Consider the following 13,486-nt stretch of genomic DNA (forward strand, 5'->3'; position numbering starts at 1 on the left):
CTTGTGATTCTGCGTTAGTATGTTTTGTAAAGCTGTCTTAGCTCGCTAGTAAAATCGGTGCGGTTTGGCAGCTTACCTATTTGGGCGCTCGTCAATAAGGTATATGGCTACTGTTTTAGTTGATGTTTATAGCTTAAATGGTTGCATGTTAATAATTACTTAAGCGCGAAGAATGGAAGAGGTTTGTGATGACTGTTCGCGGTGATATTCGAAATGTGGCAATTGTGGCGCACGTAGACCACGGTAAGACCACTCTGGTAAACGCCATGCTTCAGCAGTCGCACGTATTTTCTGAGCGTGAAGAAGTTCCAGATCGCGTTATGGATTCCAATGATTTGGAACGCGAAAAGGGCATTACTATTCTTGCTAAGAACACTGCTGTTCAGTACACAGGTCCATTAGCTGAAAAGTATGGTCATCCAGAAGGTATCACTATTAACGTTATTGATACTCCAGGTCACGCTGATTTCGGTGGTGAGGTCGAGCGTGGTATCTCTATGGTTGACGGCGTTGTTTTGTTGGTTGACGCTTCTGAAGGTCCTCTTCCACAGACTCGCTTTGTGCTTCGTAAAGCTTTGGAAGCTAAGCTTCCTGTTATTTTGTGCGTAAATAAGGTAGATCGTCCAGATGCTCGTATTGAAGAAGTTGTTGGCGAATCTACAGATTTGCTTCTTGGCTTGGCTCAGGATGTTGTTGAGGAAGGTATTGACCTCGATCTCGACGCTTTGCTTGATTTGCCAGTAATTTATTGCGCTGCTAAAGCTGGTTATGCTTCTGTTAATCAGCCTGCGAATGGTGCTCTTCCGGATAACGATAATTTGGAGCCATTGTTTGATTCTATTATTTCAAACATTCCAGCTCCTGAATACGAAGAAGGCGCTCCTCTTCAAGCTCATGTTGCAAACATTGATTCCTCTGACTTCTTGGGTCGTCTTGGTTTAGTGCGAATTTACAATGGTACTTTGGAAAAGGGCAAGACTTACGGTCTTTCTCGTGTCGATGGTTCCATTGAAAACTTCCGTGTTTCTGAGCTTCTTCGCACTCAAGGTTTGGAGCGCACTCCTGTAGCTTCTGCAGGTCCTGGCGATATTGTGGCTGTTGCAGGCGTGAACGACATTATGATTGGTGAAACTATCGTTGACCAGAATGATCCAAAGCCGCTTCCATTGATTCATGTCGACGATCCTGCAATTTCTATGACTTTCGGCGTGAACGATTCTCCTCTTGCTGGAACTGAAGGCAAAGATCATAAGCTTACTGCTCGTATGATTAAGGATCGTTTGGATCGCGAGCTTATTGGTAACGTTTCTATTAAGGTTATTCCAACTGAGCGCCCAGATGCTTGGGAAGTTCAAGGTCGTGGCGAGCTTGCTTTGGCTGTGTTAGCTGAGCAGATGCGTCGCGAGGGCTACGAGCTTACAGTTGGTCGTCCTCAGGTCGTTACCAAGACTATTGATGGTCAAATTAATGAGCCTATGGAAAGCACTACGATTGATGTCCCAGAAGAATACATGGGTACCGTCACTCAGCTTATGGCTGATCGTAAGGGTCGTATGGATTCTATGAGCAACCACGGTTCTGGTTGGGTTCGTTTGCAATTTACTGTTCCTTCTCGCGGTCTTATCGGTTTCCGCACTGCTTTGCTTTCTGCTACTCGCGGAACTGGTATTGCAAGCTCTATTTCCGCTGGTTATGCTCCATGGGCTGGTCAGATTGTGACTCGTCAGAATGGTTCCATGGTTTGCGATCGCAAGGGTGTTGCAACTCCTTATGCTATGCAGCGTTTGCAAGCTCGTGGTATCTTCTTCGTTGATCCACAAAGCCCAGTTTACGAAGGACAAATCGTTGGTATTAACAATAAGCCAGATGAGCTGGATGTAAATATTACGCTTGCTAAGCACATGACTAACATGCGTTCTTCAACTGCTGACGTGCTTGAAACTTTAACTCCACCAATTAAGATGAGCTTGGAAGAGTCTCTTGACTTCGCTAACGAAGACGAGTGCGTGGAAGTTACGCCTGAAGCAATTCGCGTGCGCAAGATTATTTTGAGCCGCGATGAGTGGTACAAGTGGCGTGCTAAGCAGCGTCGTCAAAACAACAACGCTGCATGATAATCGCAATATACCAATTAGTGATGGAACGTTAGGCTTATTATGTCGTCGAAACCGTGGTCGCATCGCTTGCCTTCGTGGGGCAGGTATGCGACCACGTGTGTTTCTGCGCTAATATGCGCGTTGATTGGTACGTTTGCTCATCGCTGCGGTGCAGTGGATAATATTCCTTACGGATTTGCATTATCTATGCTTTTGCTATTTTTGTCTGCTTGGTGTGCAAGATCTCGTAGTGGTTGGAGTGGATTATTTATTCACGCAATAGTTTTTTCATTTGTAGCTTGGCTTATTGCTTTAGATTTTGTTGGTAGCGCAATTCTTGTACCTGTTGGTTTCACAATACCGTTGCCATGGTGTTCGCAATATGTTGGATATTTTTGGCTTTTCGGCATTCTTGTTGCTCACTTAGTTTTGCTTTGTATGCCTCAGCGTTGGTTTGTTATTGAATAGTAAAATAAGTAAAGAATTTGCAATAATCTAAGTGTGACTTAGAGTTAAGTTTTGCATAAAAGCAGTATTAAGCAGTATTTTTTACAGTAGTCTTGATTACAATATTCTTAACTGCAACAGTTTTTAAGGAATAGTCATGAATGGTAATAAGAACAGTCAGAGTGCTCGTAAATTATGCTATTTAGGACCGGAAGGTTCTTTTACTCATCATGCATCTTTAAAAGTTCAAGAACAATGTCAATCATTTGATAATTTGCGACTTATTCCAACTGCTTGCGAGAATGTTCTTAGTATTGCTAGTGAAATTGAAGAGCATCACCATTGGGGTGTTATTGCGTGGGAAAACAATATTGAAGGCGTTGTAATACCTAATTTAGATTTACTCATTGATGCAAAGAATATGGTTGGTATTGCTCGAATAGGCGTTGATATTAGTTTTGATGCTGTTGTTTGCAAATCAGATTCAATCGATAATTGCTCTACTATTGTTGCTCACCCTCACGCGTTGGCGCAATGTCGTAAGTTTTCTCAAGAGCGCGGTTTACAAGAAAAAACTGCGTCTTCAAATGCTGCTGCTTGTAGGGATTTAGTTCCTGGCGAAGTTGCTTTATGTCCTAAAATTTGTGCTGATTTATACAATAGGCAGATTGTGAGCGAAGCAGTTGAAGATTTTTCTGGCGCGCGCACTGAATTTTTAGTGTTAGCTCCTCGAGATCAGGCTTTAGATTTTGTTAATGTGCAGCGAGAAAATTTTTCATCTTTTTCATCAATTATTGCGTTTATTCCGCGTTCTACAGGTGCTGGAGTGTTAGCAAATTTGCTTGATGTTGTGCGAGATCATGGCCTTAATATGACTTCCTTTATGTCTAGACCAATTAAAGGGCAGGATGGTTTATACAGTTTTATTGCAACTGTTGATGCTGCTCCTTGGGATTCTACGTGTAAAGCTATGATTCAAGAGGTTGTTGAACATGGTGATTGGGTTCGAGTTTTAGCAGTGTATTCTTCTGATAAACGCAAGAATCCGGTGATGAATGATTGGATGCTACCTCATGGTGGAGTGTGCGTTGAACCTTCAGTTGATGCTTTACGTAATTTGAACGTAATGCGTGCAGAAAGAGAATTATTATGGTAGAAGATGCTGAATTTTCGCAAAAATTTTCTGTTGGCATTGTAGGTCTTGGTCTTATTGGTGGATCTCTTGCAAAACGACTTGCTAAACTGGCAAATTGCAACGTATATGCATGGAATCGTCATAATGAGCCTTATGACGAAGCTAAAAGTTTAGGAATTACTTGCGTAGAAAAAGTGCAGGATTTAGCAAAACTTCGTCCAAATGTTTTGATTTTATGCAATGCTTTAGCCGCTATGCCAAGTATTTTGCATGAAATTGCGCCTTATATTGACAAATCTTGCACAACTATTAGCGATGTTGGCAGCGTAAAAACTTTAGTTCGAGAGCAAGTAAAAGACGCAGGTTTGCAAGATTGCTACGTTGGTGCGCATCCGATGGCTGGTAGTGAATTTACTGGTTGGAAAGCTTCTAGTGATGAGCTTTTAAATGGTGCTTTGTGGGCTTTAACTGTTGATGATTCTACTGAGTTTTGGCGAGTTAGAAATATTTTGCAAATGATTGTTTCGTTATGCAAGAATCGCGCAATAGTTTTGGATGATGCAACGCACGATAATTCTGCAGCTCTTATTTCTCACACGCCTCATGTTGTTGCAACAGCTCTTGCAAACGTATTATGTGAACAATCTAATCGTGCTATTGCTTTACAACTATCTGCAGGTTCCTGGCGAGATATGACACGAGTTGCTCTTACTGATCCTCAACGCACTCGTGCTATGGTAAGTGAAAATCGGCATAATACTGCGAAATTATTGCGTTCCGTAATTTCTGAGCTAACTTTTGCTGCAAATATGTTAGATAATGATGTTGAAATCGCGGATGCTTTAGAGCAAGAGTTTTTTGCTAAAGCTCAATCTTGGAGAGAATATAAATACCAGCAGCGCAACTCATCTAAAACTAGTACGCAACAAAGCGACGATGCTAAGCAAAATGATGATGCAAATAGCAGATTGTGGAAGTATGATTCTCAAATCAATTGGCAGCAGGAATTACTAGAATCCGCGCGCTCAGGTGAATTCATTATTGAATTTTACGGATTTAATACCAACGAATCTTCGCAACTACTATTGCGCTCAGATGCTTCCTTGAGAAATGTGTAAAACTTGCTCCTCATCAGACAATTCTACACACTAAGCGGCTTTTGGAATTTGCGTTCTGGGATTGGCTTTAATCGGTAAATAGTGTTGGCATCAATGAACATTTCTTCGGCAGCTCTAGTGCCGTTTGCTGCAGGATCTCGAAGTAAGTGAAGCATTACCCCGTCCCACTCGAGTACGTGCCCAATCGCATCATGATACTCGATTTTTTGTGTTCCATTGTTATTGTCTTCTATAATTTTGTAAGTTCTTACTACTATGCGCGAGCCTGCAGGTATTTGCTGTGGTAGTGTAGTTAAATTCCGTGTTTGTGTGTTCATAACATGCTCCTTGTTGTATTATGCATGTGACTGAAGTATATGGCAAACGTTTTGTTTTAAACTTTTATGGAAGGGTGAGTTAAGCATGAGCAACAATAAATTTGTTTCTGAAAATTTCTTAGGTTTACCTTCTAAATATATGAGTTTAATAGATAATTATATTGATTATGTTCGTGCTAATAAAGGCTTGGGTGAACGCACGCAGAAAGCTTATGCCAGTGATATTTTGCAATGTTTAGCATGGTGTAATCGGCACGGATTTAATAATATTTCAGAGCTTACTACGGATGATTTGCGTTCGTGGATGGCTGATGAGTCGCGAAGTCATGCGCGTTCAAGTTTGGCTCGCAGAGTAGTTGCGGTGCGTGGTTTTTTTGCGTGGTGTCAGCATGTTGAATACATAAGCAGTAATCCTGCAGAAATTTTAATGACGCCAAAAATTAAAAACATGCTACCATCTGTTTTGGATGAACATCAAGCAGAATCATTAATGAATAATGTTGATTCTAAAGCTAATGTTTCATCTTCGTGTACCAAAAATCAGAAAGCTGTAGGACTTCGCAATGCTGCAATTCTGGAGCTTTTATATGCGACTGGTATTCGTGTTGGTGAGCTTACTAGTTTAAATATTCAGGATATTAATTTTTCCTCGCACACTATAAAAGTTACTGGTAAGGGAAATAAGCAGCGTGTTGTGCCTTTTGGGGTTCCTGCTTATAAAGCTTTATCTGCTTGGATTTCTAAAGATGGACGAGAAATTTTATTGCGGAATTCTGTTGAAGAGGCAGTATTTCTTGGTACTCGCGGAAAGCGTATCGATCAGCGTTTGGTAAGGCGGATTGTGCATGATGAGGCTAAGAGTGCGCATGTTCCGGATATTTCTCCTCATGCTTTGCGGCATAGTGCTGCTACGCATATGTTGAATGGAGGGGCAGATTTACGCGAAGTGCAGGAATTATTGGGTCATTCATCGCTTAATACTACTCAGCGTTACACTCATGTTTCTATTGAATCTTTAAAACGTAAGTATTCTCAAGCTTTTCCGCGTGCATGATATTAAATGCTTTAAGTATTCAATTATTCATATTTAACATGTTTTTTACATAATAAATATGTTAATTTACATTTTTGTAATATACATATACCTGTAAAAAACAATAAATTTTACTATATAAATAATAAAATTTTCGGTATTTATAATTAAATCTAGACTTAAATAATTAATTATTACTAATATACAATATTTTTTTCAATTTTCTTTTACTATTGCATTGTTTGTAAAAATACGTATCATTGAATTTTAATCAACGAAGAGGCCTCGTCATTGGCTTGCGAGAATCCATCTGGCAATAAAAACCGGATGGATTTTTATGTTTTAGCTGATGCTTGGCTTTTTGTGATATGACAATCCTGCCTACCAGACGTTAGGAGAAAATATATGAAGAATAGGGCTTTGGCTTTCGCTGCTGCTGCCTGCTCGCTGGCAATGTTACTTGGTGGCTGTGGCTCTTCCGCTAAGAATGCACAAACAAACGGTGGCAAGGTTATTATTACCGTTTCAAACTCTGAGCCACAAAACGAATTAGTCCCTGGAAACATTAACGAAAATGCTGGCGCTCGTCCTGCCATGTTGGTTAATTCCACGTTGGTAACTTTCGATGAAAAAGGTAATCCTGTAAATGAGGATGCTGAAAGCATCACTCCAAATGCTGATGCTACCCAGTACACCGTGAAGGTTAAGAAAGGAAAGAAGTTCAGCGATGGCACTCCTATTACAGCCGAAAGCTTTGTGAAGGCTTGGAGCTTCGTCGCTAACGCTAAGAATGCTCAGAAGTGTGCTTCCTTCTTCCAAACCATTAAGGGTTATGCTGATTTGCAGAAGGATGGTACTAAGGGTGACGAACAGCTTTCTGGTTTGAAGGTTGTTGATGAAAATACTTTTACCGTTGATCTGGAACAGCCAGATTCTGTATTCCCAATTAAGGTTGGCTACTTGGCATTTGCTCCACTTCCGGAATCCTTCTACAAGGATCCAAAGGCTTATGGCGAAAAGCCTGTTTCTTCTGGTCCATACTTGTTCAAGTCTTGGGATCACAACAAGCAGATCGAAGTTGTAAAGAATCCTGATTACAATGGTCCGCGCAAAGCTCAGAATGATGGCGTAACCTTCAAGGTTTATACAGATGGTAACGCTGCATACCGCGATGTGCAGGCTGGAAACCTCGATATGACTGATAATATTCCAGATACCCAAACTAAGACTTTCCAGAAGGATACAACTGTTAAGGCTTACAACCGTCCAGGTTCTGTAATCCAGCAGTTCACTATTCCTTCAAGCCTCCCACACTTCGATGTAAAGACTGAAGAAGGTAAGCTTCGTCGTCAAGCTATTTCTATGGCTATAGATCGTAAGGTGATTATCGACAAGATTCTCAATGGCACTGCTTCTCCTGCAAACGAATTTACTTCTCCATTGACTCCAGGCTATAAGGCTGATCTTAAGGGTCACGAGAACGTAGAATTTAATGCAAAGAAAGCTAAGGAACTTTGGGCTAAAGCAGATAAGATTTCTAAGTATGATGGATCTCTTACTTTCTCCTACAATGCCGATGGAAATGCAAAGTCTGTGTTTGATGCTGTTGTGAATTCCCTCAAGAATAATCTCGGAATCAAGGCTGAAACCACCCCAATTCCTACATTCCAGGAATTCCGTAATGCTTGCGCTAAGCGTCAGATTAAGGGTGCATGGCGTGCAGGTTGGATGCCAGATTATCCAAGTGCAGAAAATTACTTGACTCAGGAATTTGCTTCCGTTGCAGCTGATGGCAATGGCTCTAACGAAGGTGATTATAAGAATCCAAAGTTCGACGATTTACTTAAGAAAGCTGCATCTTCTAAGCCAGAAGAGGCTATTAAGCTCTATCAGCAAGCAAACGAAATCCTTCTTGAGGATCTTCCATCTGTCCCATTGTTCTACTCGAACGCTAAGGCTGTAATGGTTCCAACTTTGAAGGGCTTCACAATGGATTGGCAGAATATGCCGCTGTACTATCAGCTTCACAAATAAGCTGGTAGCTAATTAAGAAAACAGCATAGTGTTACATACTTTTTAGAAAGTTAGTAAGTAACACTAGTTGGTTCCTCTCAATAATTTGATATCGCTTATTGCGAAATTGCTGCTCCAGCTAAACTAGTTAAATAAAACTATTGAGCTGGAGCGGCACTTTGTTGTTTTTTGAGTAAGTTTTAACAATTCAAGGAGAATTCGATGGGTAAGTACATTCTGCGTCGTATTTTGCAGATGATTCCTGTTGTTCTCGGCACAACATTATTAGTTTATGCTTTAGTATTTGCTTTGCCTGGAGATCCAGTAAAAGCAATGTTTGGAGAAAAACCTGTTAATCCTGCAGTGGCTGCACAAATACGAGCCGAGTATAACTTAGATAAACCATTTATTATTCAATATTTACTATTCTTAAAGAATGCTCTTACCCTCGATTTTGGTCATACTTTTGCAGGTCAACCAGTTATCGATGAAATTGGTCGTGCATTCCCAGTTACTGTTCAACTAGCAATTATGGCATTCGCTTTCGAAGCAATATTTGGTGTCATATTTGGCATAATTTCAGGTTTGAAGAAAGGCAAGTGGTATGACAGTGTGATCCTGGTTGTATCACTTCTTCTTATTTCTGTTCCAACATTTGTGACAGGTTTCGTAGGACAATACTTATTTGGTGTTAAATGGCGTATATTACCAGTTACAGCTAGTAACGATCCTGGATTCTTCGATTTGCTTCTTCCTGCAATGGTTCTTGGTTCTGTGTCTATGGCGTATATCATTCGACTTACAAGATCTGAAATCTCTTCAAATATTTCGCTTGATTATGTGCGTACAGCTCGTGCAAAGGGCTTAAAAGAAGGCTCTGTTATTGTTCGCCACGTTTTGCGCAACTCGCTTATACCTGTCGTCACCTTCTTAGGCCAGGATTTGGGTGCTCTTATGGGCGGTGCAATGATTTCGGAAACAATCTTCAACATTCATGGCGTTGGATTCCTCACATATCAAGGGATTCTAAAAGGAGAAGGAAACCTTGTTGTTTCCATTGTCACGCTTTTGACATTGATATTTGTATTTAGCAATTTTCTTGTTGATATGTTGTACGCGGCTCTTGATCCGCGCATTCGTTACGCGTGAGGGGAGTACACTATGGAAGATAATTTGATGAAAAATGATTTGATTGCAAATAATGCTTCAAATTGCAATATATTACCGGGGCAAGAACGCTACGTTGCACCATTAGACGATACGCCTATTCAAGAAGTGGATTCCGTAGACGAATCCGCTGCTGCAACGAGTATGTGGGCAGATACCTGGAGAACTTTGCGCAGGAATCCATTGTTTATTGTTTCTGCAGTTTTGATTATTGCAATTATTTTTGTTGCATTCTTCCCAAGCATTCTTACAAAGCACAATCCTAATTATTGCGTTTTGGAACACTCTCTTGAGCCAGCTTCAGCCGCGCATCCATTTGGTTTTGATATGCAAGGTTGCGATATTTATGCTCGAGTTGTTTATGGTACTCGTACATCGCTAAGTGTTGGTTTGCTTGCAACTATTTTGGTTGTACTTGTTGGTTCTTTAATTGGTGCGTTAGCAGGATTCTTCGGAGGCTGGGTTGATACTATTCTCAGCCGAATAACTGATATCTTCTTGGCTTTACCAATGCTTCTTGGTGCAATCGTAGTTTTACAAATGTTCCGTACATCTAAATCAATTTGGAAAATTGTGCTTGTTATGGTGCTTTTTGGATGGGTTAGCGTTGCTCGTATTGCACGAAGCGCTGTTATGGAATCAAAAAATCTTGAATTCAATACCGCATCTACTGCTTTAGGATCTACTCCAATACGTAATCTTTTCAAACACATTATCCCGAACTCTTTGGCTCCAATCATTGTTGTTGGAACAACTTCGCTTGGAACTTATATTGTGTTGGAAGCAACATTAAGCTTCCTTGGAATTGGTTTACCAAGTACTACTGTCAGCTGGGGTGGAGATATTTCTACCGCTAGAAATGTTCTTACTACGAACCCAGAAGTCTTGTTCTATCCGTCTATTGCACTCGCAATTACTGTGCTCGCCTTTATTATGATGGGTGATGCTGTAAAGGATGCATTAGATCCGAAGAGCCGTAAGGCGTGAATTTAGCGTGGAGGAATAAAACTTATGAATACAACACGTAAAGATATAGACATTCGCGCCATGCAGCTAGAGCAAGGGCCATTGTTGGAAGTAAAAAATCTCCAGGTTGATTTCACAACAGACTCAAAAAAAGCTGTTCATGCTGTTAGAGATGCTAGCTTCTGTGTTTATCCTGGTCAGTGGGTTGCAATTGTAGGTGAATCTGGTTCAGGAAAGTCCACTTCTGCAATGGCTGTTCTTGGTCTTCTTCCTGGAACCGGTCATGTTACAGGTGGATCTATTAAGCTCAAGGGTAAAGAAATTAGCAGTTTGAAGCCAAAAGAGATTGCTGCTTTGCGTGGTACTGCAATGGGTCTAGTTCCGCAGGATCCTATGAGCAACTTGAACCCCGTGTGGCGTATTGGCGAACAAGTTAAAGAAGCATTAATCGCAAATGGTGTTGACGTTGATCACGAGAAGCGTTCTTCATTAGCTGAGGCTCTTGCAGGCGATTCTGTTCAAGTCAAAAGCAATGAGGATGAAACATTCCTTGGCTCTAAAGAATTACCAGATTTGATTGAAGTCGCTAAGAAAGCTTTGAAAGAAGTTGGGCTTGATGAGCATAATGATGCTGAAAAGTTCAATGAAGCTATTGATTACTACAAGAAAGAGTGGGTTCCAGGCTCTGAAACTCGTTGGCGCGTAGCAGACGATTTAATCAAATATGGTGTGAATGACGACAAAGCTTGGGAAATCGCCAAAAAGTATGTTGTAGGTGCAAGCGTTGAAGATCGTATTGCTGGTTTGCTTGACGAAGCTGGTTTGCCAGATGCTGCAACTCGTGCACGTCAGTTCCCACATGAGTTTTCCGGCGGTATGCGTCAGCGCGCTTTGATTGCTATTGGTTTGGCTTGCCGACCGGACTTGCTTATTGCAGATGAGCCAACTTCCGCTTTGGATGTTACTGTGCAAAAGCGTATTCTTGACCATTTGCATACACTAACTGATTCGCTCGGAACTTCTGTTCTCTTCATTACACACGATTTAGGCTTGGCTGCCTCTCGCGCGCAGCATGTTGTTGTTATGTATAAGGGTCGTGTTGTTGAATCTGGCCCATCGTTGGAAGTTTTGCAGCATCCTCAGCATCCGTATACAAAGAGACTTGTTGCTGCCGCTCCAAGCTTAGCTTCTCAGCGCATTATTTCTGTTAAAGAACACGGTGGTAACGCTGATAACTTGCTTGAGCATCACGTAGTAGGTGAGCAAACTCTTGAAAAAAGTGAGCATATTATTACTGTGGATCACTTAACTCGTGAGTTTAAGCTTCCTCGCAAGAAAGAGCTTTTTAAGGCTGTTGACGACGTTTCATTCTCTATTAAGCGTGGTACAACGTTAGCTATCGTTGGTGAATCTGGTTCAGGTAAATCTACCGTTGCGAATATGGTTTTGCGACTTCTTAAGCCAACAAGTGGAACTGTTACTTACGAAGGTAAGAATATTTCCGATTTAAAGGGTGCGGATTTGCTTGACTTCCGTCGCCATGTGCAGCCAGTTTTCCAGAATCCGTATGGTTCTTTGGATCCTATGTACTCAATTTATCGTTCAATTGAAGAACCTCTGCGTATTCATAAGATTGGTGATAAAAAGAGTCGTAAAAACCGTGTGGTAGAGCTTCTAGACATGGTTCGTATGCCTGCTTCAGTTATGACTCGATTCCCGAACGAACTTTCTGGAGGACAGCGTCAACGAATTGCAATTGCTCGTGCTATGGCTTTGGACCCAGATGTTATAGTTTGCGATGAAGCTGTATCTGCTTTGGATGTGCTTGTGCAAGATCAGGTTTTGCACTTGCTTAACGATTTGCAGGCAGAGCGTGGTTTGAGCTATTTGTTCATCACACACGATTTGGCTGTCGTTCGTCAGATTGCAGACGAAGTTGTTGTTATGCAGCATGGAAAGCTTGTTGAGCATGCAACTACAGATGAGGTATTCGATCATCCACAGATGGAATACACTCGCGATTTGCTCGATGCAATTCCAGGAGGAAATTTGGAGCTTGGTTTAGACTAAATAGTACAAGCTGATAAAAAGGTGCAGGTTTTATAGAATCTGCACCTTTTTATTTTTCTATTAATTCCGTGTTTATTGGTTGAGTAATCCATAACTTGTAATCTGTGTTGGTTGCGTGATTTATGTCCGTTGTTTAGTGATGGAGCTGTTTGTGTTGTGTGCATATTAGAGTTGATTACATGATTACAATTACGACTTCGAATTTAAATGGTATTCGTGCAGCTGAGCGCAAAGGTATGCTTAACTGGTCTGACGCGCATACTCCAGACGTGTGGTGTATGCAAGAAGTGCGCGCTCCGCAGGATGCAATCGACCCAATTATGACAAAAATTGAAATGGGATATCGTACGTCTGAAAATATCGTAAATTCTATAAAAAACGATAATTTTACTTATACGAATGAAGTTTGTCGTGTAAAAGGTCGAGCTGGAGTAGCTCTAGTTACGTCTCTTCCTGTAGTAAACAAACGCTACGGTTTGCCTGGCTTAAGCGAGGATGTTGATTCTGGTAGATGGGTTGAAACTGACGTGCGTACTCCTGACGGCTATGAAATCACTATTGCTTCTGTGTATGTTCACGCTGGAAATGTGGACGATCCGCAAAAAATGAAACAAAAATTCCGCTTTTTAGACACAATGCTTACTCGTTTAGGGGAGCTTCGAGATGCAGCAGCAAGTGGCGGAAATCAAGCGATTTTGTGCGGTGACTTTAATATTGCGCATACTTCACTTGATATTAAAAACGCTAAAGCTAATGAAAAAAGTGCAGGATTCTTGCCAGAGGAACGTGCGTATATTGATCGCTGGATTAACGAATATGAATTTGTGGACGTTATGCGTATGCTTGCAGGAGATATTCAAGGACCATACACTTGGTGGAGCCAGCGCGGTAAAGCTTTCGACAATAACGTTGGTTGGAGATTAGACTACCAGTTCGCAACTCCTGAAATTGCGGAAAGCGCTCGCGGATTTGTGATCGATCGTGCTGAAAGCTATGATGCGCGATGGTCTGATCACGCGCCGTTAAGTATAAAGTATGACGTGTGATGCGTAAGTATTAATTTGCATAATGTGAAATAACTAAGTAATCACATGTGTATATGAATGTACTATATACGCAAATTT

Annotated in this window: 11 protein-coding genes; 10 read left to right on the top strand and 1 reads right to left on the bottom strand. The window is 41.2% G+C overall.

The features are described from left to right. Positions 1-188: 188 nt before the first annotated feature. The 4 genes from typA (at position 189) to HXT50_RS00310 (ending at position 4,796) form a co-directional block, all read left to right on the top strand. Entirely contained in the window at positions 189-2,114 is a 1,926-nt protein-coding gene (typA, locus tag HXT50_RS00295; RefSeq protein ID WP_004105095.1) for a translational GTPase TypA, read from the top strand. A 42-nt stretch (positions 2,115-2,156) separates the two neighbouring features. After that, a complete protein-coding gene (locus tag HXT50_RS00300) occupies positions 2,157-2,564 on the top strand; it encodes a hypothetical protein (RefSeq protein ID WP_004573915.1) in 408 nt (135 codons plus the stop codon). Positions 2,565-2,700: 136 nt separating this feature from the next. Continuing rightward, complete coding sequence (locus tag HXT50_RS00305) at positions 2,701-3,699, top strand: prephenate dehydratase domain-containing protein (protein WP_004573916.1); 999 nt, start codon at positions 2,701-2,703, stop codon at positions 3,697-3,699. Next, positions 3,693-4,796 carry a prephenate dehydrogenase gene (locus HXT50_RS00310; RefSeq protein ID WP_421776861.1) on the top strand — a complete coding sequence of 368 codons (1,104 nt, stop codon included), beginning with the start codon at positions 3,693-3,695 and terminating at the stop codon, positions 4,794-4,796. The genes HXT50_RS00305 and HXT50_RS00310 overlap by 7 nt, the downstream gene beginning before the upstream one ends. A 23-nt stretch (positions 4,797-4,819) precedes the next feature. Here HXT50_RS00310 and HXT50_RS00315 read toward each other — a convergent pair whose 3' ends face one another. Continuing rightward, on the bottom strand, positions 4,820-5,113 hold the full coding sequence (locus tag HXT50_RS00315; RefSeq protein ID WP_391496356.1) for a DUF6725 family protein: 294 nt from the start codon (positions 5,111-5,113) through the stop codon (positions 4,820-4,822). A gap of 85 nt (positions 5,114-5,198) precedes the next feature. Between HXT50_RS00315 and HXT50_RS00320 the strand changes: the two genes are divergently transcribed. The 6 genes from HXT50_RS00320 (at position 5,199) to HXT50_RS00345 (ending at position 13,408) form a co-directional block, all read left to right on the top strand. Beyond that, on the top strand, positions 5,199-6,167 hold the full coding sequence (locus HXT50_RS00320; protein ID WP_421776862.1) for a tyrosine recombinase XerC: 969 nt from the start codon (positions 5,199-5,201) through the stop codon (positions 6,165-6,167). A gap of 384 nt (positions 6,168-6,551) precedes the next feature. Next, positions 6,552-8,180, top strand: a complete 1,629-nt coding sequence (locus HXT50_RS00325; RefSeq protein ID WP_101885958.1) for a peptide ABC transporter substrate-binding protein — start codon at positions 6,552-6,554, stop codon at positions 8,178-8,180. Between the two features lie 201 nt (positions 8,181-8,381). Continuing rightward, complete coding sequence (locus tag HXT50_RS00330) at positions 8,382-9,308, top strand: ABC transporter permease (protein WP_004105077.1); 927 nt, start codon at positions 8,382-8,384, stop codon at positions 9,306-9,308. Positions 9,309-9,320: 12 nt separating this feature from the next. Continuing rightward, the gene (locus HXT50_RS00335; protein WP_004105075.1) at positions 9,321-10,313 is read left to right on the top strand and encodes an ABC transporter permease; all 993 of its coding nucleotides are present in this window, start codon (positions 9,321-9,323) and stop codon (positions 10,311-10,313) included. Positions 10,314-10,337: 24 nt separating this feature from the next. After that, positions 10,338-12,362 (top strand): dipeptide ABC transporter ATP-binding protein, encoded by a 2,025-nt coding sequence (locus HXT50_RS00340; RefSeq protein WP_004105069.1) that lies wholly within the window; start codon positions 10,338-10,340, stop codon positions 12,360-12,362. 179 nt (positions 12,363-12,541) lie between these two features. Next, positions 12,542-13,408 carry an exodeoxyribonuclease III gene (locus HXT50_RS00345; RefSeq protein WP_421776863.1) on the top strand — a complete coding sequence of 289 codons (867 nt, stop codon included), beginning with the start codon at positions 12,542-12,544 and terminating at the stop codon, positions 13,406-13,408. The last annotated feature ends 78 nt before the right edge of the window (positions 13,409-13,486 follow it).

This window comes from Gardnerella sp. KA00243, assembly GCF_049244105.1.
GTDB classification, from domain to species: Bacteria; Actinomycetota; Actinomycetes; order Actinomycetales; family Bifidobacteriaceae; genus Bifidobacterium; species Bifidobacterium leopoldii.

What these genes read in the sequence shown, in the direction of transcription:
- HXT50_RS00330 (WP_004105077.1), top strand. Translation starts at nt 8,382, where the DNA reads ATGGGTAAGTACATTCTGCGTCGTATTTTGCAGATGATTCCTGTTGTT.
- HXT50_RS00305 (WP_004573916.1), top strand. Translation starts at nt 2,701, where the DNA reads ATGAATGGTAATAAGAACAGTCAGAGTGCTCGTAAATTATGCTATTTA.
- typA (WP_004105095.1), top strand. Translation starts at nt 189, where the DNA reads ATGACTGTTCGCGGTGATATTCGAAATGTGGCAATTGTGGCGCACGTA.
- HXT50_RS00340 (WP_004105069.1), top strand. Translation starts at nt 10,338, where the DNA reads ATGAATACAACACGTAAAGATATAGACATTCGCGCCATGCAGCTAGAG.
- HXT50_RS00300 (WP_004573915.1), top strand. Translation starts at nt 2,157, where the DNA reads ATGTCGTCGAAACCGTGGTCGCATCGCTTGCCTTCGTGGGGCAGGTAT.
- HXT50_RS00310 (WP_421776861.1), top strand. Translation starts at nt 3,693, where the DNA reads ATGGTAGAAGATGCTGAATTTTCGCAAAAATTTTCTGTTGGCATTGTA.
- HXT50_RS00320 (WP_421776862.1), top strand. Translation starts at nt 5,199, where the DNA reads ATGAGCAACAATAAATTTGTTTCTGAAAATTTCTTAGGTTTACCTTCT.
- HXT50_RS00325 (WP_101885958.1), top strand. Translation starts at nt 6,552, where the DNA reads ATGAAGAATAGGGCTTTGGCTTTCGCTGCTGCTGCCTGCTCGCTGGCA.
- HXT50_RS00315 (WP_391496356.1), bottom strand. Translation starts at nt 5,113, where the DNA reads ATGAACACACAAACACGGAATTTAACTACACTACCACAGCAAATACCT.
- HXT50_RS00335 (WP_004105075.1), top strand. Translation starts at nt 9,321, where the DNA reads ATGGAAGATAATTTGATGAAAAATGATTTGATTGCAAATAATGCTTCA.
- HXT50_RS00345 (WP_421776863.1), top strand. Translation starts at nt 12,542, where the DNA reads ATGATTACAATTACGACTTCGAATTTAAATGGTATTCGTGCAGCTGAG.